Origin of the sequence: Streptomyces sp. NPDC020742, from assembly GCF_040641675.1 — a bacterium.
In the GTDB taxonomy this organism is placed as follows: Bacteria; Actinomycetota; Actinomycetes; order Streptomycetales; family Streptomycetaceae; genus Streptomyces.
The window spans coordinates 418,985-438,831 of record NZ_JBFAEA010000004.1 but is presented as its reverse complement, the minus strand read 5'-3'; the positions used below and the strand labels follow the sequence as shown (position 1 = coordinate 438,831).

The window sequence follows — 19,847 nt, the reverse complement described above, 5'->3', positions numbered from 1 at the left end:
GGCACGGGGTTTGACGTGCGCGCTTCCACCGCCCGGTGGTCGCCCGCGTCGCCCCGGCCGCATGCGCCACCGGCCGCTTACGCTCCTGCGGCCTCCTGGGCCCCCGTGGTCCGCCGTGTCTCCGTGGGCTCCTGCGCCCCCGCGTTCTCCGGTGTCCCCGGGGGCGCATACGCCCCCGCGACCTCGCAGCAGACGGTCTTGCGCCCGGGCCCCCGCCGTACGCCCCGCCGCAGCGACACGGCGGCCAGCAGCGCCAGACCGCGCCCGCACTCCTCGCCCTCGGCCGCGCACACCCGTACCGGCAGTGCACCCGGTGCGGGATCGGTGACCTCCACCCGGGTGCGGCCCTCCCCGGTGCCCCGCACGCGGACGACGACCGGCGTGCCCTCCCCGAGGTGCCGGATCACATTGCCCACTATCTCGCTGACGCAGAGCTGGACGTCCGGACACGGCCCGCCGCCCAGGTACTCCCGCACCGCGCGCCGCAGCACCGGCACCTCCTTGGGCAGGGCCAGCAGCTCCGCTCTGAACAACACTCATCCCCGGGCTGCTGCAGACCGAGGCGTATGCGCGGGCGGTCATCCACGCCACGCATCCGCTCGACCTCCCCGAGGAGGTCGATGCCAAGGTCCGGGCCCGGATGCAGCGGGCGAAGCTCTTCGACGACCCGAAGAAGCCGGAGTGCTGGACCATCCTGCACGAGTCGCTCCTTCGCGGCCCGGACCCGCTGCTGCCACCTGTGCAGATGGCCGAACAGCTGGGCCGGATCGTGGCGTTGGCGCGCAGCCGCCGGGTCTGGCCACAGGTCCTGCCGTGGAACGCGCCGACCCGGCCCTTCATGGCTCTGGCCTTCAAATTCCTGGAGTTCGAGGCCGAGCCGTCGCTGATGTACACGGAGGGGCCGTACCACAGGCAGACGATCGACGATCCGGCCCTCGTGAAGCAGCACCGTAAGGCATACGATCGGCTTCCCGGCCGGTGCGTGGGGCCGCTTCCTCACCGCCGTGCAGGGCGACTCGCTCCGCTGAGCCCCGGCTAACGCGCCTCAGACCGGCAGCTTGCGCCGTCCAACTGCCGCGGGGGCCCGGCGCGTCAGCTGCGGGACGTTCTGCAGGGCGTGCTGGAACTGCTCGTGCTCAGCCTCCCGTTCCAGCCAGTCCTCCAGCGTCTGCCAGGCCGCCGCGTACCCCGCGGACAGTCGGCGGATCGCGGTCCTGGTCAGCCGTTCTACCCCGTCTGCGGCGCGCTCACGGAGGAGCTTTTGGTCCCCATCGATGGTTGAGGAGGCATGTGTCGTTGCCATGTCGTTGATCAAGGACGCCAGAGCCTGCTCGATTTTTTCGGGATCTGACTCGCCGTTCGTCGCGCTGGCGTCGTTCGGTACCAATGGGGGTGGGAACCCGGGGGAGGAGGCGGACGCCGGCTGGTAGTTGGCCTCGATGTGGCGAATGAGACCCACCCGGTCCTGCCATCTGTGCCTCTTCTCCTTACCGGATATTCCTTCAATGAACTTCCAGATCTTGCGCTCGATGCGAAGCCAGTTCGCCGCGCAATTGATATCGACGTCCGTCATCACCCTCCGCTGATTCCAAACCTGTTGCATCACTTTGGCGGTTTCTTCGAGGAGTCGGTAGTCGTACTCTCTCAGCTGCACGTTAGCCTGGAGTTCCACAGGGGCCTGCTCGGATGATTCAGCCCTCGGGTAGGCGGTCCGCACGAAATCTTTGAAGAGTTCCGCTGCCGGTGTCTCCCCTCGCTCTTCCGAAGTGGTGCCAGGTCGGGGTCTTCATGGACCAGCCATGTCTGCTCCACCACGGTGGCATTCTTGCGGGGAGTCAGCACTGCCTTCTCGAGATGATGAATGACGTGCTCGGCAAGGTCTCGTTGGTAGTTTTCATTATCCGGGCTGGCTTGCATTGCAACGGCGTAGGCGCATGCCATGTTGTAGTTGGTGAGCCAGTGACCACGCGACATCCACGTCGCGAACCGAAGCTTGCTCTCGAGCCGTTTGATGTTCAGCGCCTCCCAAGAGATCATGCGCCATGTTCCCCAGGTGGCTTTGGCGTGCCGTTCCCCCGGCAAGCGGCTTCGATTGAAATCGAAACTGGCCTGTGCCAGGCGCAACGGTGCCCACACGGCGCTGTTGACTCGGAAGGCTCCTCGGGCGACTGGGAGCCGCGGACCAAGCTCACTTTGATGGTAGGCGGCGGGCCAGAAGAGCCGTAGCAGACTCCACGGCCACATGAGCAAGTTGAGCCAGAAGCGGGCGCATGCATCATCCCGGGCAAGAAGTTTCGTCTCCTCCCAAGAAGCTCGTTGGAGAACTAGGCGAACCTTGGCCGGGTCTGTGCAGTCCCGCAACAGTTTCGTCAGCAAGTCCTTGCACACTTGTTTGTGCTGCCCGGTGCCAGTCAAGCGTGGGATGGTGGGCCAGTATCGCTCCACGAGGAGGAGCCTCAGGTCATCTCGTGTGTGTTCGGCGTGTGTCCCCTCGCCCTTGCACCACTGCTCCGCTGTCACTTCGGCGATGCCAAGAATGATCGAATTGCGGTATCGGATGCCCAGCAAATCGCGGAATCGGCGCGGACGCCAGAAATACCGAAGCAGGTGACTGTCTGTCCACAGGCGACCCGCATAGCTACGGACATCCTGTCCGTCCAGCGCGAGTGCCCTCTGGCAGGTATCGAGTGCATCGATGTGTAGCCCCATCTTCTCCTGTGTCTCCGCCAGTTCGGCGCGTAGATGGGGATTCTTGGGATCGAGCCGTACCGCGGTGAAGTACATTTCCAGCGCCTCGTGATGCCGTCCGGCGCGGCTCAGCTCGTTCGCCTGCTGGTACGCCTCGTAGAGCGCGGGGTCGAGCTCCCGCCCCCACCAGCGGCGCCAGGGCGGCAGCCTGCCTGCCCGAGTGACGGGCAGCAGCGTGCTGACCACCCAGCTGCCTGCTTTGCGGATGACGTCATCCCAATCGCTTGCCCACAGGGTGGTCGCGCGGGAGCCACCGAATAGGAAAGCGGTAACGGTGACCGTCAACCCGTACTGGTCGGACTCCGCATCGCGGAACTGGAGGACTCCGCCGACCCGATAGGCCAGCTTCGGGCGCAGTCGGCTGAGTATCCGCGGCAGCGCGCTACCCAGCTTCTTCGGATCTATCTCGACATCACCGAGCAGTTCCAGGAACGACTCGGGCGGCGCCTGGGCGGGGAGCGTCGTCGGTGGATACATGCTGCTGTCGGAGAGCCGCTGGCGCAGCTTGGCCGTGAGGTCGACAGCGGACGGCTTGGGCGTACCCGCCGATGTGGCGTCCTCCAACTGCTGCACGTCCACCGCTCCCGGCTTGTAAGCCAGCCAGGCCCGTGTCGCCCTCCACAACACGTACAGGAGCAGTCCCACCACCATGACGAGCACGCTTTGTGCCCTTGTCCAGCCCTTGTTGCTCGGTGAGGCCACTGCCCACCAGAGCGCGGCCCCCAAGCCGAGAAAGCCCACACCGCTCCACACCCACCAGGCCACAAAGCGGGGGGCCGGCAGGGGAGCCGTCAGGTTGCGGTCGTTTTCGGCTTGGCCATGGAACATGGCGGACCACCACGGGTGAGTGCGGGGAGCCCGGCCAGCCGGACTCGTGCCGCACCATCCACACTACTCAGGAAGGCAGTTGTAGACACGGCAACCAAATCGCCCTGCCGAACGCTGCGGGCCTCACCGCGGGGGCAGCGCCACCGTCGTCTGCATCTCGCACGCGTTGCACCAGAACGCCCAGCCGTTGGCGTCCACGGACCGCGAGCCGCACGCCAGACACGGATCGCCCACAAAGCTCGCGGCGACCCACGCACCGGCCGTCGCCGCCCGCCGCCCGGCGGCCGTGCACTCGTCCGCGTAGCAGGGGATGCACACCCCGCCCTGCCGGCCGGGCAGCTTCATCGACCGTATGCCGCAGGTGGAGCACGGCAGCCTGCCGACGTACTGCGCCTCCAGACCGACCGGCTTCCCGTTCCCGCTCAACGCCGCCACCTCGCCGCTGCCTCCTTCAGGCCAGGACCGTTCCGGTGCCGGCGCATCCGGAGCACTGCGTGGTCACCTTGTCGCCGGCCGGTGTCTCCCAGTCCACGGTCCCCCTGCCGCCGCAATCGGGGCAGGGCTTCTGCGGGGGCAAGTGCTCGCTCATTCTGCCCACGGTAGGGCGCCACATGTCGCGATGTGACCACTTTCCGTGATCGCTTCGATACGCACTCCGCACGCATGCTCGAAACCCGGATCCCTGCCTCCGCGCGGCCGGGCGCACGACGGCTCAGACCGCGACCTGGCCGAGCACCACCATGGCGACCAACAGCACGATCAGCACGCCCAGCCCGATGCCGCCCGCCCGCGCGCCACCCCGCGGCAGGAAGATGCCGGCCACCGTCGCCAGTGCCACGAGCGGAACCCCGTACTCCGCGAAGTCGAGCAGTGCATCTCCGAAGCGCATCGGGCCGCGCACACCGTCCTGACAGGAGGCGCAGGCGATGGCGAGCAGCGGTCCGACCACCCGCACGAAGGCGCCGGTAGCCAGCACCACCACGGCCAGGACTGTCAGCCCGGCCCGCTCTCCGGCAGTGCGCCGTCGGCGTCGCCGGGTGCGGTGGCGGTCGTGCGGCGCGGCGTCGGAGCCGGCAGCGGGGGCCGCAGCGGTGGTGGGGGCGGAAGTGGTCGTGGCGTCGGTGGCGGCGGTGGGGTTCTCCATGCCATGGACGCTAGGGAGCCCGCATCGCGGCCGGCATCCGCTTCCGTACTCAGGTCGGCACTCGGCCGGCACTCGGTCGGGCCCTGAGGGCGTACTTCCGGTGCCGGCTCTCGGCGCGCGCCGGCATGCGTGCATGCCGGGGTGAGTGCCTGCGGGCGGGCCGCGGAAGGTGGCGCTTTCCGGGTAAGCGTCGGGGATGGCTGCCGGCACATTGTCCGGAACCGGGCGACCAAGCGTCCGGCGGCAGCGCAGTCGTCGCAAGTCGTCCGTTCGCCGCCCGCGGAATTCCTCGCTCCGCTCCACGGTTCCTTGGTGGGCAATGCGGGCGGCGCCAAGAATTCACCCGATTGCCATTCCATTCGTGTCGCGCACATGCCGCGCGCAAAAGGCAGGAGCCCCGCTTCGCCATCGAGTGGCGGAGCAGGGCTCCTTGGGTACTGCAAAGAGTGACCAGGAATTATTCCGGGCCGGGCAACTTAGCTCGGGGTCACGTTCTCCGCCTGCGGACCCTTCGGGCCCTGCGTGACGTCGAAGGTCACCTGCTGGTTCTCCTCGAGGGAGCGGAAACCAGAGGCGTTGATCGCCGAGTAGTGGACGAAGACATCCGGGCCGCCGCCGTCCTGGGCGATGAAGCCGAAGCCCTTTTCAGCGTTGAACCACTTGACGGTTCCGGTAGCCATAAGCCCTCCTTGGGCCAAAGGGTTGCCCTGCTCCAGAACCTGCAAACAAGTCTGAAAACTACAAAAGCCTGCGGGTCACATGCTCCGCAGGCTCTGTACTGCAAGGGAAACCAAACTGCAACTTGCGCTGAGCCTAGCATGGTGGGCTCGTGACGGGGAAGAGCCAAAGATCACGTTTAACCGTCAGCACTAACGTCCGTACGCCGCCCCCGCCGCGCCGCCCCAAGAGCGGCAGGTCTAGCCTCCGCATGTGGACAATTCAACCTTCGGAGACGCACCCGCAGGAGCCGACGCTGACCACCGTCGCAGCCGGCCGCGAGTGGGCCACATCCAGTTCCTGAACTGCCTGCCCCTTTACTGGGGCCTGGCCCGGACGGGCACCCTGCTCGATCTTGACCTCAGCAAGGACACGCCCGAGAAGCTCAGCGAACAGCTGATCCGCGGCGAGCTCGACATCGCACCCGTCACCCTCGTGGAATTCCTCCGCGCCGCGGACGATCTGGTCGCCTTCCCCGACCTCGCGGTCGGCTGCGACGGGCCGGTGATGTCCTGCGTGATCGTCTCGCAGAAGCCGCTGGACCAACTGGACGGCGCCCGGGTCGCCCTCGGCTCGACGTCCCGGACGTCCGTACGGCTGGCGCAGCTGCTGCTCGCCGAGAAGATCGGAGTGCGGCCCGACTACTACACCTGCCCGCCGGACCTCGGTCTGATGATGCAGGAGGCCGAGGCGGCGGTGCTGATCGGCGACGCCGCGCTGCGCGCCAACCTGCACGACGGGCCGCGGCTGGGCCTGGAGGTGCACGACCTCGGGCAGATGTGGAAGGACTGGACGGGGCTGCCGTTCGTCTTCGCCGTATGGGCGGCCCGGCGTGACTATCTGGAGCGGGAGCCGCTCGTGGTGGAGAAGGTGCACGAGGCGTTCCTCGCCTCCCGCGACCTGTCGCTGGAGGAGGTCGCCAAGGTGGCCGAGCAGGCGGCGCGTTGGGAGACCTTCGACGAGCCGCTGCTGGAGCGCTACTTCACCACGCTGGACTTCCGCTTCGGCGCCGACCAGCTGCGCGGGGTCGCCGAGTTCGCCCGGCGGGTCGGGCCGACGACCGGCTTCCCGGCCGATGTGAAGGTGAGGCTGCTGGAGCCGTCCGCCCGCTAGGGCGCGGGCACCGGCACCGGCGCAGCCACGGCCACTGGCACCGGCGCAGACACGGCCACGGGCACCGGCACGGCGGCAGATACCGGCTCGGGGGTGGGCACGTGCGCGGGCAGGGGCGCGGGCAGGGGCACGGACATGGGCACGGGCATGGGGCTCTCCGGGCAGGGCGTGTGGTGCGGAATGCCGTGTGGTGCGGGTGGTCGTGTGGTGCAGGTGGCCGGGTAGTGCGGATGGTCGCGTTGCTCCCTGTTTGATGGGGAGAGCGGGGGGCGGGGGTTTCGGGGGCCCCGCATGACCTGGGCCCCCGCCGGGGCCGGGTCCTAAGCTGGGTGCGCCGTATCGAGGGGGAGGCGCCATGGAGCCGCTGGCTGCGGACGACCCACGCGTGCTGGGTGGATACCGGTTGCTGGGGCGGCTCGGCTCGGGTGGCATGGGCCGGGTCTACCTGGGGCGCAGCGCCGGCGGCCGGACCGTCGCCGTCAAGGCCGTCCATGCGCACTTCGCCGTCGACGACCAGTTCCGGGCCCGCTTCCGGCGTGAGATCGACTCGGCGCGGCGGGTGGGTGGCGCCTGGACCGCGCCGGTCCTGGACGCCGACCCGGACGCCGCCGTCCCGTGGGTCGCCACCGGCTATGTCGCCGGCCCCTCACTCGCCCAGGCCGTCGCCGCCACCGGGCCGCTGGCCGAGCACGCCGTGCGGGTACTGGGCGCCGGGCTGGCCGAGGCGCTGGCCGTGGTGCATGCGCGGGGGCTGGTGCACCGGGACGTCAAGCCCTCCAATGTGATGCTGACGCTCGACGGGCCGCTGCTGATCGACTTCGGCATCGCACGGGCCACGGACGGCACCGCCTCGCTCACCTCCACCGGCGTATCGGTGGGCTCGCCCGGCTACATGGCGCCCGAACAGATTCTGGGCAAGGGGGCCGAGGGCCCCGCCGATGTGTTCTCGCTCGGCGCGGTACTGGCCTTCGCGGCGACCGGCACCAGCCCGTTCCCCGGCGACTCGTCCGCCGCCCTGCTCTACAAGGTCGTGCACGAGGAGCCCGAACTGGACCCCCGGCTCGCCGGCGACCTGCGGGAGCTGGTGACGGCCTGCCTCGCCAAGAGCCCCGCGGACCGGCCCGCTCCGGAGACGCTGGCAGCCCGGCTCGCGGGGGAGGGGAGCGGGGGCGCCGCGGGGTTGGTACGGGCCGGCTGGCTACCCGGTCCGCTGGTCGAGCAGGTCAGCCGGCAGGCGGTGGAACTTCTCAACCTCGATGCGGCGGAGGGCGGGATCGGCTCCGGTTCTGAGTCCGTCTCCGACTCCGGCTCCGGCTCCGAGCCCGACTCTGGCTCCGAGCCCGACTCCGGCTCCGAGCCCGACTCCGAATCTGAGCCCGGGAGCGGCGTTGGGGCGGGGAGCGCGAGGGGGAACGGGGGCGGGGCTGGGGCCGGGGTTGCGGCTCCGGCTGCGGCCGCTGCGGGGGAGTGGCGCCGCGGCGGGGTGTTCGGGCCGCCGGATCCTTCGTACGGCGCTCCCGGTGGGGTGGCCTCCAGTGGGGCTTCCGGGGGAACCTCCGGGGGAGCGGCTTCCGTTGGGGCGGCGCCCGGTGAAGCGATGTCAGGGCTGGTGCCGTTCGACGCCCAGGTGCAGGGCCCGGTGACGGCAACGGGACGGTCGTCGGATACCAGTACGGGCCTGCCGGGGGCCATGGCGGGGCAGGGCTCGGCGACGGCCGGGCAGGGCCATGAGGCGGCGGGGCAGGGCCATGAGGCGGCGAGGCAGGGCCATGCGGCGGCGAGGCCGGGCGGGACGCCGCGGGCCACGTCCTGGCCGGTGGCCGGCGCGGCCGGGGGCGGTGCGGCCGGGGCCGGCACGACTGGGAGCGCCGGAACCGGAGGCGCCGGGTTCGAGGAGGGCGGGACCGGAGGCGGTGCGATCGGGAGTGGCGGTCTCGGGGGTGGCGGTCCCAGGGGCGGCGGTCCCGTGGGTGGTGATCCCGGGGGTGGTGGCGCCCATCCGCCGACCGCCACCGGGATCGCCGAGTTGCCCACCGGTGCGGCACCGCTGGCCGCCCCGTCGTCCGCTGCCCCCTCATCCGCCGCCACGTCTTCTGCCGACCCGTCCTCCGCCGCCCGGTCCTCCGCCGTCCCCGCGGAGCGGCGGATCGCGCTGACCGGTGCGGTCGGGGGCGGCAGCGGGGACCGGCCCCGACGGGTGAGCTGCAGCCTGGTGCTGTCGGTGGCCGGTGCGCTGGCCGCCGCGACCACCGCCGCGTTCGTCTTCCGCGTGCTGCCGGGCACGGGCGACGGCTTCGGCAGGGGAAAGGCCGACGCCCAGCCGCCGGCCGACCGTACGCCGTCGTCCCAGCCCTCCGACTCCGGCGGCCACGACGGCGCACCCACCGTCGCCAAGCCCTTCCTCGGCACCTGGACCGGCAGCATCACCACCTCCCACGGCATCCCCAACGGCACGATGACCAGCACCATTACCGCCGGCGGCAAGGGCGACTACGTCATCCACACCACCTACGACGCGGTGTTGGTCCAATGCGAGGCCAAGGCGAAGCTGGAGTCGGCCACGGAGCGTCGGCTGGTGCTCATGGAGCGCCCGGACGGAAAACAGGGGCCGGGCTGCACGGGCAACAAGTCCAGGGTGACCTTCACGCTCGACAAGGGCGGCCGGACCATCGCCTTCGCCTCGGACGACCCGGCGGGTGGCTCACCGAAGGCGACGCTGTCGAAGCGCTGAACGGAGCGCTGAACGGAGCGCTGAACGGAGCGCTGAACGAAGCGCTGATCGAAGCGCCGGAAGAAGCGCTGAACGGAGCGCCGGAAGAAGCGGCGGCGAGCCGGGCGGACGGCCGGAAGCAGCCGGGGCGGGGCAGCAGCCGGGGGGCGGCGGCCCGGCCGGCAGCGAGGCTGTCGGAGGGCTGACGTAGGCTGGTTCGGTCGTGATGCCCGCCTGCGAAAGGGACGCCCCGGTGACCGAGAACGCCGACCTCCAGTCCGTACTCGACCGCGCCGCGCAGGGCGGCCGCATCACGCCGGAGGAAGCGCTCGACCTGTACCGTTCCGCGCCGCTGCACGCGCTGGGCAGGGCCGCCGACGCCGTACGCCGCCGCCGCTACGCCGGCACCGAGCACATCGCGACGTACATCATCGAGCGCAACATCAACTACACCAATGTGTGCGTGACGGCCTGCAAGTTCTGCGCCTTCTACGCACCGCCGAAGGACACCGCCAAGGGCTGGACGCGTGACCTCGACGACATCCTGCGCCGCTGCGCGGAGACCGTCGAACTGGGCGGCACCCAGATCATGTTCCAGGGCGGTCACCACCCCGACTACGGCGTGGAGTACTACGAGAAGCACTTCGCGGCCATCAAGAAGGAATTCCCGCAGCTGGTCATCCACTCCCTCGGCGCGTCCGAGGTCGAGCACATGGCCCGGATCTCCCAGGTGTCGGTCGAGGAAGCGATCCAGCGGATCCACGCCGCCGGCCTCGACTCCTTCGCAGGCGCCGGCGCCGAACTCCTCCCGGAGCGGCCCCGTAAGGCCATCGCGCCGCTGAAGGAGTCCGGCGAGCGCTGGCTGGAGATCATGGAGATCGCCCACCGGCTGGGCGTGGAGTCGACCTCCACCATGCTGATGGGCACCGGCGAGACCAACGCCGAACGGATCGAGCACCTCCGCATGATCCGCGACGCCCAGGACCGCACGGGCGGCTTCCGCGCCTTCATCCCGTACACCTACCAGCCGGAGAACAACCACCTGAAGGGCCGGACGCAGGCCACGCTCTTCGAGTACCTCCGGATGATCGCCCTCGCCCGGATCTTCTTCGACAACATCGCCCACATCCAGGGCTCCTGGCTGACCACGGGCAAGGAGATCGGCCAGCTGTCGCTGCACTACGGCGCGGACGACCTCGGTTCGATCATGCTGGAGGAGAACGTGGTCTCCTCGGCCGGCGCCAAGCACCGCTCCAACCGCATGGAGATCATCGACCTGATCCGCAAGGCGGGCCGGGTCCCGGCGCAGCGCGCCACCACGTACGAGCACCTGGTCGTGCACGACGACCCGGCCAACGACCCGGTCGACGACAAGGTCGTCTCGCACTTCTCCTCGACGGCCATCGAGGGCGGCACGGCGCACCCGGAACTGAAGCTCATCGAGGCCAAGTAGGCCCCGGGTGCTGACCCTTCACCGCGCGCGGGGCGTCCGGCGGGAGCCCGGCGGGCCGCTGGACGCCGGTCATGCGGTGGTCGTCGATGGCGCCCGGCTCGCCGCCATCGGCCCGTACGAGGAACTGGCGGCGGAGTACGGTGCCCGGGCCCGGGTCCGGGAGTGGGACGGCGTGCTCACGCCCGGCCGCCATGAACCGGACGGCGCGGCGCTGTTGGAGGCCAGCTACCACCCCGACCCGCGCGAGGCCGACGAGCTCGGCAGCGAGCCGCTCACCGGCGAGGCGCTGGCCGGCATCGACATGACCGAGATCCGCTGGGGTGCCAGCGCGCGCCGCGGTCTGCAACGCCTGCTGGCTGCCGGGACGACCTCGCTGACCGGCCCTTTCAGCCGACCTGCGGTCCGTACGGCGGTGCGGCGCTCCGGGCTCGACGAGCTGCCGGCTCCGGGACCGGGGCTGGGCTCGGGGTCGGGGTCGGGGTCGGGGTCGGAGCCTGGGTCAGGGCAGGGGCCGGGGCAGGGGCCGGGGGCGGGGCCTGGGCCGGAGGCGGAGCCTGGGCCGGGTGCGCGTGCGCTGACCGTCGGCGGTACGGCCACCTTCGCCGTCTTCGCGGACGACGGCAGCGCGCTCGTGACCGTCCTTGCCGGCCGCCTCGTCCACCGGCGCCGTAACCCCTCCTCCGACTCCCTCGACTCCCTTGCCTCCCCCGACTCCTCGGATTCCTCCCCTCACGGAAAGTGATGGCGCGGGAACTGATTACTCTCCGTAATCGTTGCCGGAATGGAAGGAGGCGGGAAGAGGCGCGAGGAGGCGCGAGGAGGGGGACTCGCGGGAGGTGGCGAACTCGCGGAAAGCGGTGGTGGCCACCCTGGAACAGGAAAGCGGACTTTGGCGTCGCCGGAGGGGACGCGACGAGGCGCGAGCAGACGCGAGGCGGCGCGGGGAGGGGAGACGCGAGGAGGGGAGACTGCTCGAACGGCGGGCGGCGGGCGGCGGGCGGCGGGCGGCCGACGGCTGACGGTGGGTGGCGGGCGGCGGGTGTGCCCGGTGCGGGTGGTGACGGGGCACGGTGGACAATGGCCGGGTGACCCGAGCATCCCTGGACAAGCAGCCGCACGAAGTCGCCGCGATGTTCGACGACGTGGCGGCGCGGTACGACCTCACCAACGACGTGCTCTCCCTGGGGCAGGCACGACTGTGGCGCAAGGAAGTGGAACGCGCGGTGGCGGCCCGGCCCGCCGAGCGGGTGCTGGACCTCGCGGCCGGCACCGGGACGTCCTCCTTGCCGTTCGCCCGGACCGGTGCCCACGTCGTACCGTGCGACTTCTCCGTCGGCATGCTGCGGGAGGGGAAGAAGCGGCACCCGTGGCTGCCGTTCACCGCCGGTGACGGGACCCGGCTGCCGTTCGCGGACGGGGTCTTCGATGCCGTCACCATCTCCTTCGGGCTGCGCAACATCCAGGACACTGACGTCGCGTTGGCGGAGCTGTACCGGGTCACCAAGCCCGGTGGCCGGGTGGTGATCTGTGAGTTCAGTGAGCCGACTTGGGCGCCGTTCCGGACCGTCTACACCGAGTACCTGATGCGCGCGCTGCCGCCGGTCGCCCGCGCGGTCAGCAGCAACCCGGACGCCTACGTCTACCTCGCCGAGTCCATCCGCACCTGGCCCAACCAGCCTGAGCTTGCAGCCCGGTTGCAGGGCGTGGGCTGGACCAAGGTCGCCTGGCGCAATCTGACGGGCGGGATCGTGGCGCTGCACCGGGGGACGAAGCCGGTCGGTGGGTGAGCTCGCTGAGGCGTGAGCCGGTCGGTGGGTGAGCTCGCTGAGGCGCGAGCCGGCCGGGTGGGAGAGCTCCCTGAGACGTGAGCCGGCCGGTGGGTGAGCGAGTCGCTGCGTGGGTTGGCCGGTGGGTGCGTCGGCGGGTGCGTGAGCGAGCCAGTCGGTGACGGGAGCGTGAGCGAGCCAGTCGGTGACGGGTGCGTGAGCGAGTCAGTCGGTGAGCCGGCCGGTGGGTGAGCCAGCCAGTGGGTGAGTCGGCCGGTGGGTGTGTCCCCCCGGCCTTCCCCCGGCCAGGCCCGCAGCCCCACCTCCCCGGCCCACGACCGACCTCTCCCCCCCCCGGCCCACGGCCGATCTCCCCCGGCCCGCCCCCTTAGAGGCCCAGCCGGAAGAGCGGTTCAGAGGTCCCGTCAGAGATCCAGCCGGTAGCAGTGCCCCGTCCGTTGCCACATCGGGTTCGTCAGGGTCTCCACGTGCCGCATCCCCAGCCGCCGGGTCACCGCGATCGACCGCTCGTTACGGGCATCCACCAGCGACACGACCCGGCGGACCCCGGCCGCCCGTACCGCCTCCAGCGCCGCCGTCGCCGCGGCCGTGGCGTACCCCTTGCCCCAGTACGCCCGGCCCAGCCGCCAGCCGATCTCGATCTCGCCCGCCGGGCCCCAGTCCCAGGGCCACGGCTGGGCGCCGGTGAAGCCGATGACCGCGCCGTCCGCCGGGGCGAGCAGGGTGAACAGGCAGAAGCCGCGTTCCGCGTGGTGTTTGCGCTGCCGGGCGGTGAGCTCCTCGTACACCGAGAGTTCGGCGGGGGCGCCGCCGTGGAACTCCATCACGTCGGGGTCGTTGAAGACCCGGTGCCAGTGCACCGCGTCCTCGTCGGTGGGCACCCGCAGCTCGACTGCGGGCAACGAGGGGTGGGTGGGCGGCGTGTTCACAGACGTCATGGGACAACCCTTCAGGTTCTGATCACTGAGGCCCCCATAGACTGCACATGCCCAGTGCCGGTCGGCACCCAGATAGCCAGATATCGACTTCCGGGAGACCACGCCGTGACCGAGTCCGAGTCCGCGTCCGTGACCGCGTCCGTGACCACCGCCCCCTCGGAGTACCACGCGGATGTGATCGTCGTCGGCGCCGGGCCGGCGGGTTCGACCACCGCCTACCACCTCGCCAAGTCCGGTCTGGACGTGCTCCTTCTGGAGAAGACCGCGTTCCCGCGCGAGAAGGTCTGCGGGGACGGTCTGACGCCGCGCGCGGTCAAGCAGCTGGTGGCGATGGGCATCGACATCTCCGAAGAGGCGGGCTGGCTGCGCAACAAGGGCCTGCGGATCATCGGCGGCGGTTCCCGGCTCCAGTTGGATTGGCCGGATCTGGCCTCGTTCCCCGACTACGGACTGGTCCGCAAGCGCGACGACTTCGACGAGCAGCTGGCTCGGCAGGCGCAGAAGGCCGGCGCCCGGCTCTACGAGCGCTGCAACGTCGGCGCGCCGATCGTCAACGAACTGACCGGTCACATCACCGGCGTGCACGCCAAGCTCGGTGAGGAGAAGGCCCCGGTCACCTTCCACGCCCCGCTGGTGGTCGCCGCCGACGGCAACTCCACGCGGCTGTCGGTGGCGATGGGCCTGCACCGCCGTGAGGACCGCCCGATGGGCGTTGCGGTCCGTACGTACTTCACCTCGCCCCGGCACGACGACGACTACCTGGAGTCGTGGCTGGAGCTGTGGGACCGGCGCGGCGCCCAGGACCGGCTGCTGCCCGGCTACGGCTGGATCTTCGGCATGGGGGACGGGACCAGCAACGTCGGTCTGGGCGTGCTGAACACGTCCGCCTCCTTCAAGGAGCTGGACTGGCGGGAGATCCTCAAGGCGTGGTGCGCGTCGATGCCGGAGGACTGGGGCTACACGCCGGAGAACATGACCGGCCCGATCCGCGGTGCCGCGCTGCCGATGGCCTTCAACCGTCAGCCGCACTACACCAGGGGCCTGCTGCTGGTTGGTGACGCGGGCGGCCTGGTCAACCCGTTCAACGGTGAGGGCATCGCCTACGCCATGGAGTCCGGCGCGATCGCCGCCGAGGTCGTCGTGCAGGCGCATGCGCGTGCCACGTATGCCCAGCGTGAGCTGGCGCTGCGGCGCTACCCGAAGATCCTCAAGGACACCTACGGCGGCTACTACTCGATGGGCCGCGCCTTTGTGAAGCTGATCGGCAACCCCAAGGTCATGCAGATCGCCACCCAGCGGGGCCTGACGCATCCGCTGCTGATGCGTTTCACCCTCAAGATGCTCGCCAACCTCACCGACCCCACGGGCGGTGACGCCATGGACCGGATCATCAACGGGCTGAGCAAGGTCGCGCCGAAGGCGTGACGCCGCTGGCGGCGGTCCCGGCGGTCTCGCCATTTCCGGCAGTTCCGGCAGTGCCGGCGGTTCCAGTGGCTCGGGCGGTCCCGGCGACAGCGTCGGGACCGTTGCCGTACGACCGCCGTACGACCGGATCGCCAGACACGCTGGACCGTCATACACGCCGGAACGTCATACGCGCCGGACCGCCGGGCGGCGCATCTGCCGGTCTGCCCTGCTGCCGCTCCGCCCCTCTGCTCGTGCGTCTCCGCCCCTCTGCTCGTGCGGCGGAAAGAATGTCCGGCAGCCCCGTCACATTCTCCGGCCGGGATCCGTCAGTGCAGTGACGACGCGATGTCCTCACCAGAGCGCTCCCGGAGCGCTGGGACGAGATCCCCAAGGAGAGCAGTGATGGAAGCACGTATGAAGAACCCCGCCATGGTCCTGCCCGAGGCCATGCAGCCCCTTCTCGACGTGGTCAAGGCGACGCGGAAGGGCGGGGTTCCGGAGGAGACGCTGGAGCTGGTGCACCTGCGTGCCAGCCAGATCAACGGCTGCAGCTTCTGTGTCGACGGAGGCGTGAAGAACGCCCGCAAGACGGGTGTCAGCGACGACAAGCTGTTCGCTGTCGCGGCCTGGCGGGAGGCACCGTACTTCTCGGACGCCGAGCGTGCCGCGCTGGCCCTCACCGAGGCGGCCACCCGGCTCGCTGACAGCTCCGACCCGGTGCCGGACGCCGTCTGGGACGCCGCTGCCGACCACTTCGACGAGCAGCAGCTGGCGGCGCTCATCCTGACCATAGGCGTCACCAACCTGTTCAACCGGCTCAATGCGACCACCAAGCAGCCGGCGGGAGCGGGCTGGTAGCGGCCGGCGGCCGTGCGGCGCCTGCCCCGTCCCTCGTCGACGTCGCGGGCGCCGCATGACCTGAGGGGTAATTGAGGCATCGGCCGCCCGCGGCGAGTCTGGATCCCGTCACGCACACCCCGTGCCGGGCAGGACGTAACGGGAGGGATCGGGATGTTCTTCGAGACGCACGATGGAACGCGGCTGTTCTACGAGGACTACGGCCACGAGGGCTACGGTCACGAGGGCTACGGCCATGAGGACAACGGCCGCGAGGACAACGGCCACGAGGGCCACGGCCACGGCGAGACGCTGGTGTTCGTGGCGAGCGCGATGCTCAGCACCGACATGTGGGAGTACCAACTGCCGTTCTTCCTGGAGCGCGGCTACCGCTGTGTGGCCTTCGACCGGCGCGGCCACGGCCGCTCGGACCGTCCCTCGGACGGGTACGGCATCGACTCCACCGCCGATGACCTGGCCGTGCTGCTGGAGCACCTCGATCTGCGGGACGTCACGCTGATCGGACACTCGCTCGGCGGTGCGGAGATCGCGCGCTATCTGGTGCGGCACGGTGCGCGGCGGGTGGCCCGGGTCGCGTTCGTCGCGGCGATGTTGCCGTTCCTGACGCGCACGGACGACAACCCGCACGGCCTGCCGGCGGAGGCAGTGGCGGCGTCGGTCGCGCGGTTGCGGGCGGACCGGCCCCGGTGGCTGGCCGACCAGGCGCAGGCGTTCTTCGCCACGCACCTGGGAAACGACGTCTCGCCGGCGCTGGTCGCGCACACCATGGCGCAGTGCCTGGCGGCCGCACCGTGGGCGACGCTGCAGGCGCAGCGGGCGGCGCTGGAGACCGACCACCGGGCGGGGCTGCCGGAGATCACCGTTCCGGTGCTGGTGGTGCACGGCGCCGCCGACTTCTCCGCTCCGGTGGAGCTCACCGGCCGCCGCACCGCGGCGATGGTCCCCGGCGCGACGTACCGGGAGTATCCGACCGCCGGGCACGGCCTCTATGCCAGCCACCACGCCGAGCTGAACGCGGACCTGCTGGCTTTCATCAAGGGGTGAGCGTGGTGGCCGGGCGGTCGGGCGGGCTCAGTGCGCGGGCGTGGCGGGGAGCCGGCGGGCGGGGTCGGGGGCCGGGCGGTGGGCCGGTGCGGTCAGCCGGTCGGCGCCCGGCGGGACCGGTACGGCCGCGAAGATCGCGTTCTGCTGGGCCTGCAGCTCCTGTACCCGCTCGGGCGGGGTGCCGGGCAGCCGCTGCTCTTCGTAGAGCTTGTGGGTCTCCAGCTGGGCGGCCTTGCTGTGGGGGGTGTGGAACTGGATCTCGAAGAGCTGGTGCGAGCGGGGCGCGCGCCAGGCGGAGTTGATCGCCTTGTAGCCGGTGGTACGGCTCCAGGTGTTGGCCCAGCGGGTGGAGTCGTTGCCCCAGGAGGAGAGCAGCCCGGCAGCGGTGGTCACGCCCTGCGCGTACCGGTCGTCGGGCCACTGGAGGGTGAAGCGGACCGCGTCGTTGATCTGGCTCAGCGACTCCTCCACCGTCTGCCCCGGGGTCTGACGCATCCAGGTGGCGACCTTCCGCTTCAGTGAGTCGGGGGACTTCAGCCGCTGGTCGAAGCCGATGAGTTCGGCGTGGCTGATCAGGGCGGCGGTGCGTACCTGGGGGCTGATGGAGCGTTCCGCTCGGCGGGCGCGGGTGACGAAGGCGTCCACCTTCTTGTTGTCGGTGGCGTTCAGCGACAGCCCGTCGTGGTGCCAGCCGCCGTCGTGGCCGGTGCGGTCGGCGGCCGGGGCGGGCAGCGGTCCGGCCGCGGTCGCGGTGTGGACCGCGCCCATGCCGAGGGCGGTGGCCAGTGCGGCGGCCATGGCGGCGCGGCTGACCACGCCGTGGGTGGTGTGCTGGGTCTTCATCGGAGCGCTCGGTCCCTCTCTCAGCGGCTGCCGCACCGGCGCCTCGGGGGCGGCGGTACGGGACTTGGCGAGAGATCAACGGTGCATACCGGTCATCGGTCGCTCCCCGGACGGCGCCGGATCCGCCACCTGGCCGGATTACGACGCGGGACGGCGCGAATCGGGCGGCCCCGCGGGGACCCCATGCCGCAGAGGCACACTCGCGACACAAGCCACTCCACGGCACGACCCACTCCACCGCACAAGCCGCTCCGCCCCGCACAAGCCCGCTCCGCCCCGCGCCCCGCCCTACCGCACAGGCCGTGACACGGCACAAGGCCGTTCCTCCCGGGCGGCGGGAGGAACGGCCTTGTGGTGGCACACGAGGTGCGGCGGTCCTACAGGACGCGCACCGCACCGGTCGGCATGTCGTAGCTGAGCGGACGCTCGACGATGCCGGTGCTGGGGTTCTGGGCGCCGATGAACTTGCCGTCACCCACGTAGACGGCGACGTGGTAGGCGCTGCCCGCGCTGCCCCAGTAGAGGATGTCGCCGACCTGGAGGTTGTCCAGACCGACCTGGGTGCCGGTGGTGGACTGGTCCTGCGACACCCGCGGCAGGTCGATGCCGATCTGGTTGAAGGCGGCCTGGGTCAGACCGGAGCAGTCGTAGGAGGAGGGGCCGCTGGAGCCCATCACGTACGCCTTGCCGAGCTGCGCCTTGAGGAAGGAGATCAGGGTGGCGGTGGAGCCGGTGGCGGAGGAGGGCGCGGACAGCGTGCTGCGCTCGGAGGAGCGCGACGCCCGGGCCTGCGCGGCGTCCTTGGCCTTACGGGCCTCCTCGGCCTTCTTCTTGGCCTCGGCCTTGGCCTTCTTCACGGCCTCGGCCTTGTGCTTCTCGGCGGCCTTGGCGGCCTGGGAGAAGGCGTTGTCCTGCAGCGCCTGCCGCTCGTAGTTGAACGCGGCCTGCTCGGCGGCGTCGGCGCTCTGGGCAGCGCTGGTCGCCAGCGCCGTGGTGATGGTCGGCATCTCCTGGGTCTCGGAGACGGCCTTGTCCGCGGCGTTGGCCGGCACGGTCGCGCCAGTTACCGCGAGGGTGAGGAAGCCACCGGTCACACCCGCGCGCAGCGCCCGCGTCGAGGCGGAAGGGCGGCGGGGCTTCCGGTGGCTGGGTATGAGTGCGTTCGGGGACATGGCCCAACGGCTATCAGGAGCCACAGGTTGCTGCCAACAAAGGTGCAGTCCGCCACACTTGACGCGTACGCGACGAACAAAAGGGACTTTTGGCTTCGCGTCGCGACCGCGGAGCGCCGTCCGGATTTCGTGATCATGTTCCTGTGCACGGCTTTTACCGTCCAAGGGAGCCTCACGCGGCGCTTACCACTTCTCCACGCGCCACGCCAAGGCTTCCCGGGCGTCAAGGACTTAGTGCATGAAATCGCGTGGGATAGGTCACTCTTGAGTGTCCGTTATGTTCCCGTGATCTGACGCGGGTGACGCGCTCGTGAACGGAAGCACGTACCGATGATCACGGCCGGGTCACGGGAAGGTCACGCCGACTGCTGCCGCGCGTATAGCAGTTGAGGGTGCCAGGCGCCAATTTGCGCCGGACGTCTACCACTTGATATTGGCCAAACGACACTGACCAGCGGTAACACCGGTGAATGTCACGCCTGGTGATCACTCGCGCGCTTCGCGTATGAAGATCACCGCCCATCCGACTTCATGATCCTTCGCCAGGTGGTGAAGATCACAAAGGCGGGGTTGACTCCCGTGTCGCAGATCACAGACCAGCGGGCATAAGATGCAGGCGGCTCGGGCTTGTGAACTGCCTCACATGTGCACGATCTCCATGGGGCGATCAGAGGGCCGAGCGGACCGCCATCCAGTCATCGTCGACTGAAGGGAGCGGGGACGGTGAACGCTTATGCGCCCATCCTCGTACTGGGAGCCCTCGGGGCAGGCTTTGCGATCTTCTCCGTGGTCATGGCCGCCCTCGTCGGGCCCAAGCGCTACAACCGCGCCAAGCTCGAGGCGTACGAGTGCGGAATCGAGCCGACGCCAACGCCGTCCGGAGGCGGTCGCTTCCCGATCAAGTACTACCTGACGGCGATGCTCTTCATCGTCTTCGACATCGAGATCGTCTTCCTCTATCCCTGGGCGGTCACCTTCGACGCCCTGGGGCTTTTCGGGCTCGTCGAGATGCTCCTCTTCGCGCTCACCGTCTTCGTCGCCTACGCCTATGTCTGGCGTCGCGGCGGCCTGGAATGGGACTAGGG

General features: G+C 70.2%; 20 protein-coding genes. 10 read left to right on the top strand and 10 right to left on the bottom strand.

Annotated elements, in window-relative coordinates:
• Positions 1-77 precede the first annotated feature (77 nt).
• Positions 78-533, bottom strand: a complete 456-nt coding sequence (locus AB0G84_RS11410) for an ATP-binding protein (protein WP_361318535.1) — start codon at positions 531-533, stop codon at positions 78-80.
• A 5-nt stretch (positions 534-538) separates the two neighbouring features.
• Between AB0G84_RS11410 and AB0G84_RS11405 the strand changes: the two genes are divergently transcribed.
• Positions 539-1,039, top strand: coding sequence for a DUF5753 domain-containing protein (locus tag AB0G84_RS11405; protein WP_361318597.1), 501 nt, complete (start codon positions 539-541; stop codon positions 1,037-1,039).
• Between the two features lie 6 nt (positions 1,040-1,045).
• On the opposite strand, the gene AB0G84_RS11400 is transcribed toward AB0G84_RS11405, so the two are convergent.
• The 6 genes from AB0G84_RS11400 to AB0G84_RS11375 form a co-directional block, all read right to left on the bottom strand.
• Positions 1,046-1,672: a hypothetical protein gene (locus tag AB0G84_RS11400; protein WP_361318533.1), complete on the bottom strand. Its 627-nt coding sequence runs from the start codon at positions 1,670-1,672 to the stop codon at positions 1,046-1,048.
• A complete protein-coding gene (locus AB0G84_RS11395; RefSeq protein WP_361318531.1) occupies positions 1,645-3,576 on the bottom strand; it encodes a tetratricopeptide repeat protein in 1,932 nt (643 codons plus the stop codon). The genes AB0G84_RS11400 and AB0G84_RS11395 overlap by 28 nt, the downstream gene beginning before the upstream one ends.
• Before the next feature lie 123 nt (positions 3,577-3,699).
• Entirely contained in the window at positions 3,700-4,011 is a 312-nt protein-coding gene (locus AB0G84_RS11390) for a hypothetical protein (protein WP_361318529.1), read from the bottom strand.
• A gap of 16 nt (positions 4,012-4,027) precedes the next feature.
• Positions 4,028-4,165 carry a hypothetical protein gene (locus tag AB0G84_RS11385; RefSeq protein WP_361318527.1) on the bottom strand — a complete coding sequence of 46 codons (138 nt, stop codon included), beginning with the start codon at positions 4,163-4,165 and terminating at the stop codon, positions 4,028-4,030.
• 123 nt (positions 4,166-4,288) lie between these two features.
• A complete protein-coding gene (locus AB0G84_RS11380; RefSeq protein ID WP_361318525.1) occupies positions 4,289-4,720 on the bottom strand; it encodes a hypothetical protein in 432 nt (143 codons plus the stop codon).
• Between the two features lie 476 nt (positions 4,721-5,196).
• Positions 5,197-5,400 carry a cold-shock protein gene (locus tag AB0G84_RS11375; RefSeq protein ID WP_261956986.1) on the bottom strand — a complete coding sequence of 68 codons (204 nt, stop codon included), beginning with the start codon at positions 5,398-5,400 and terminating at the stop codon, positions 5,197-5,199.
• A gap of 250 nt (positions 5,401-5,650) precedes the next feature.
• Between AB0G84_RS11375 and AB0G84_RS11370 the strand changes: the two genes are divergently transcribed.
• The 5 genes from AB0G84_RS11370 (at position 5,651) to AB0G84_RS11350 (ending at position 12,500) form a co-directional block, all read left to right on the top strand.
• A complete protein-coding gene (locus AB0G84_RS11370; RefSeq protein ID WP_361318523.1) occupies positions 5,651-6,550 on the top strand; it encodes a menaquinone biosynthesis protein in 900 nt (299 codons plus the stop codon).
• 355 nt (positions 6,551-6,905) lie between these two features.
• Complete coding sequence (locus AB0G84_RS11365; protein ID WP_361318521.1) at positions 6,906-9,281, top strand: serine/threonine-protein kinase; 2,376 nt, start codon at positions 6,906-6,908, stop codon at positions 9,279-9,281.
• Positions 9,282-9,513: 232 nt separating this feature from the next.
• Positions 9,514-10,713 (top strand): cyclic dehypoxanthinyl futalosine synthase, encoded by a 1,200-nt coding sequence (mqnC, locus tag AB0G84_RS11360; protein ID WP_361318519.1) that lies wholly within the window; start codon positions 9,514-9,516, stop codon positions 10,711-10,713.
• A 7-nt stretch (positions 10,714-10,720) separates the two neighbouring features.
• A complete protein-coding gene (locus AB0G84_RS11355) occupies positions 10,721-11,455 on the top strand; it encodes a hypothetical protein (RefSeq protein ID WP_361318517.1) in 735 nt (244 codons plus the stop codon).
• A 343-nt stretch (positions 11,456-11,798) separates the two neighbouring features.
• A complete protein-coding gene (locus AB0G84_RS11350; RefSeq protein WP_361318515.1) occupies positions 11,799-12,500 on the top strand; it encodes a demethylmenaquinone methyltransferase in 702 nt (233 codons plus the stop codon).
• A gap of 404 nt (positions 12,501-12,904) precedes the next feature.
• Here AB0G84_RS11350 and AB0G84_RS11345 read toward each other — a convergent pair whose 3' ends face one another.
• The gene (locus tag AB0G84_RS11345) at positions 12,905-13,438 is read right to left on the bottom strand and encodes a GNAT family N-acetyltransferase (RefSeq protein WP_361318513.1); all 534 of its coding nucleotides are present in this window, start codon (positions 13,436-13,438) and stop codon (positions 12,905-12,907) included.
• 141 nt (positions 13,439-13,579) lie between these two features.
• Between AB0G84_RS11345 and AB0G84_RS11340 the strand changes: the two genes are divergently transcribed.
• The 3 genes from AB0G84_RS11340 to AB0G84_RS11330 all read left to right on the top strand — a co-directional run bounded on the left by AB0G84_RS11340 (position 13,580) and on the right by AB0G84_RS11330 (position 16,747).
• Positions 13,580-14,863, top strand: coding sequence for a geranylgeranyl reductase family protein (locus AB0G84_RS11340; RefSeq protein ID WP_361318595.1), 1,284 nt, complete (start codon positions 13,580-13,582; stop codon positions 14,861-14,863).
• Between the two features lie 384 nt (positions 14,864-15,247).
• Positions 15,248-15,703, top strand: a complete 456-nt coding sequence (locus AB0G84_RS11335) for a carboxymuconolactone decarboxylase family protein (protein ID WP_361318511.1) — start codon at positions 15,248-15,250, stop codon at positions 15,701-15,703.
• Positions 15,704-15,856: 153 nt separating this feature from the next.
• On the top strand, positions 15,857-16,747 hold the full coding sequence (locus tag AB0G84_RS11330; RefSeq protein ID WP_361318509.1) for an alpha/beta fold hydrolase: 891 nt from the start codon (positions 15,857-15,859) through the stop codon (positions 16,745-16,747).
• A gap of 27 nt (positions 16,748-16,774) precedes the next feature.
• Here the strand turns inward: AB0G84_RS11330 and AB0G84_RS11325 are convergent, their stop codons facing one another.
• Together AB0G84_RS11325 and AB0G84_RS11320 are read right to left on the bottom strand one after the other, a co-directional pair.
• Positions 16,775-17,590, bottom strand: a complete 816-nt coding sequence (locus AB0G84_RS11325) for an ATP nucleotide 3'-pyrophosphokinase (RefSeq protein ID WP_361318507.1) — start codon at positions 17,588-17,590, stop codon at positions 16,775-16,777.
• Between the two features lie 377 nt (positions 17,591-17,967).
• A complete protein-coding gene (locus AB0G84_RS11320) occupies positions 17,968-18,762 on the bottom strand; it encodes a C40 family peptidase (RefSeq protein ID WP_361318505.1) in 795 nt (264 codons plus the stop codon).
• 723 nt (positions 18,763-19,485) lie between these two features.
• Between AB0G84_RS11320 and AB0G84_RS11315 the strand changes: the two genes are divergently transcribed.
• Positions 19,486-19,845, top strand: coding sequence for an NADH-quinone oxidoreductase subunit A (locus AB0G84_RS11315; protein WP_361318503.1), 360 nt, complete (start codon positions 19,486-19,488; stop codon positions 19,843-19,845).
• Positions 19,846-19,847 lie beyond the last annotated feature (2 nt).

Bases quoted from the DNA above. Each gene is read 5' to 3' on its own strand.
- AB0G84_RS11345 (WP_361318513.1), bottom strand. From the start codon at position 13,438: ATGACGTCTGTGAACACGCCGCCCACCCACCCCTCGTTGCCCGCAGTC.
- AB0G84_RS11330 (WP_361318509.1), top strand. From the start codon at position 15,857: ATGTTCTTCGAGACGCACGATGGAACGCGGCTGTTCTACGAGGACTAC.
- AB0G84_RS11375 (WP_261956986.1), bottom strand. From the start codon at position 5,400: ATGGCTACCGGAACCGTCAAGTGGTTCAACGCTGAAAAGGGCTTCGGC.
- AB0G84_RS11320 (WP_361318505.1), bottom strand. From the start codon at position 18,762: ATGTCCCCGAACGCACTCATACCCAGCCACCGGAAGCCCCGCCGCCCT.
- AB0G84_RS11365 (WP_361318521.1), top strand. From the start codon at position 6,906: ATGGAGCCGCTGGCTGCGGACGACCCACGCGTGCTGGGTGGATACCGG.
- AB0G84_RS11380 (WP_361318525.1), bottom strand. From the start codon at position 4,720: ATGGAGAACCCCACCGCCGCCACCGACGCCACGACCACTTCCGCCCCC.
- AB0G84_RS11335 (WP_361318511.1), top strand. From the start codon at position 15,248: ATGGAAGCACGTATGAAGAACCCCGCCATGGTCCTGCCCGAGGCCATG.
- AB0G84_RS11385 (WP_361318527.1), bottom strand. From the start codon at position 4,165: ATGAGCGAGCACTTGCCCCCGCAGAAGCCCTGCCCCGATTGCGGCGGC.
- AB0G84_RS11395 (WP_361318531.1), bottom strand. From the start codon at position 3,576: ATGTTCCATGGCCAAGCCGAAAACGACCGCAACCTGACGGCTCCCCTG.
- AB0G84_RS11325 (WP_361318507.1), bottom strand. From the start codon at position 17,590: ATGAAGACCCAGCACACCACCCACGGCGTGGTCAGCCGCGCCGCCATG.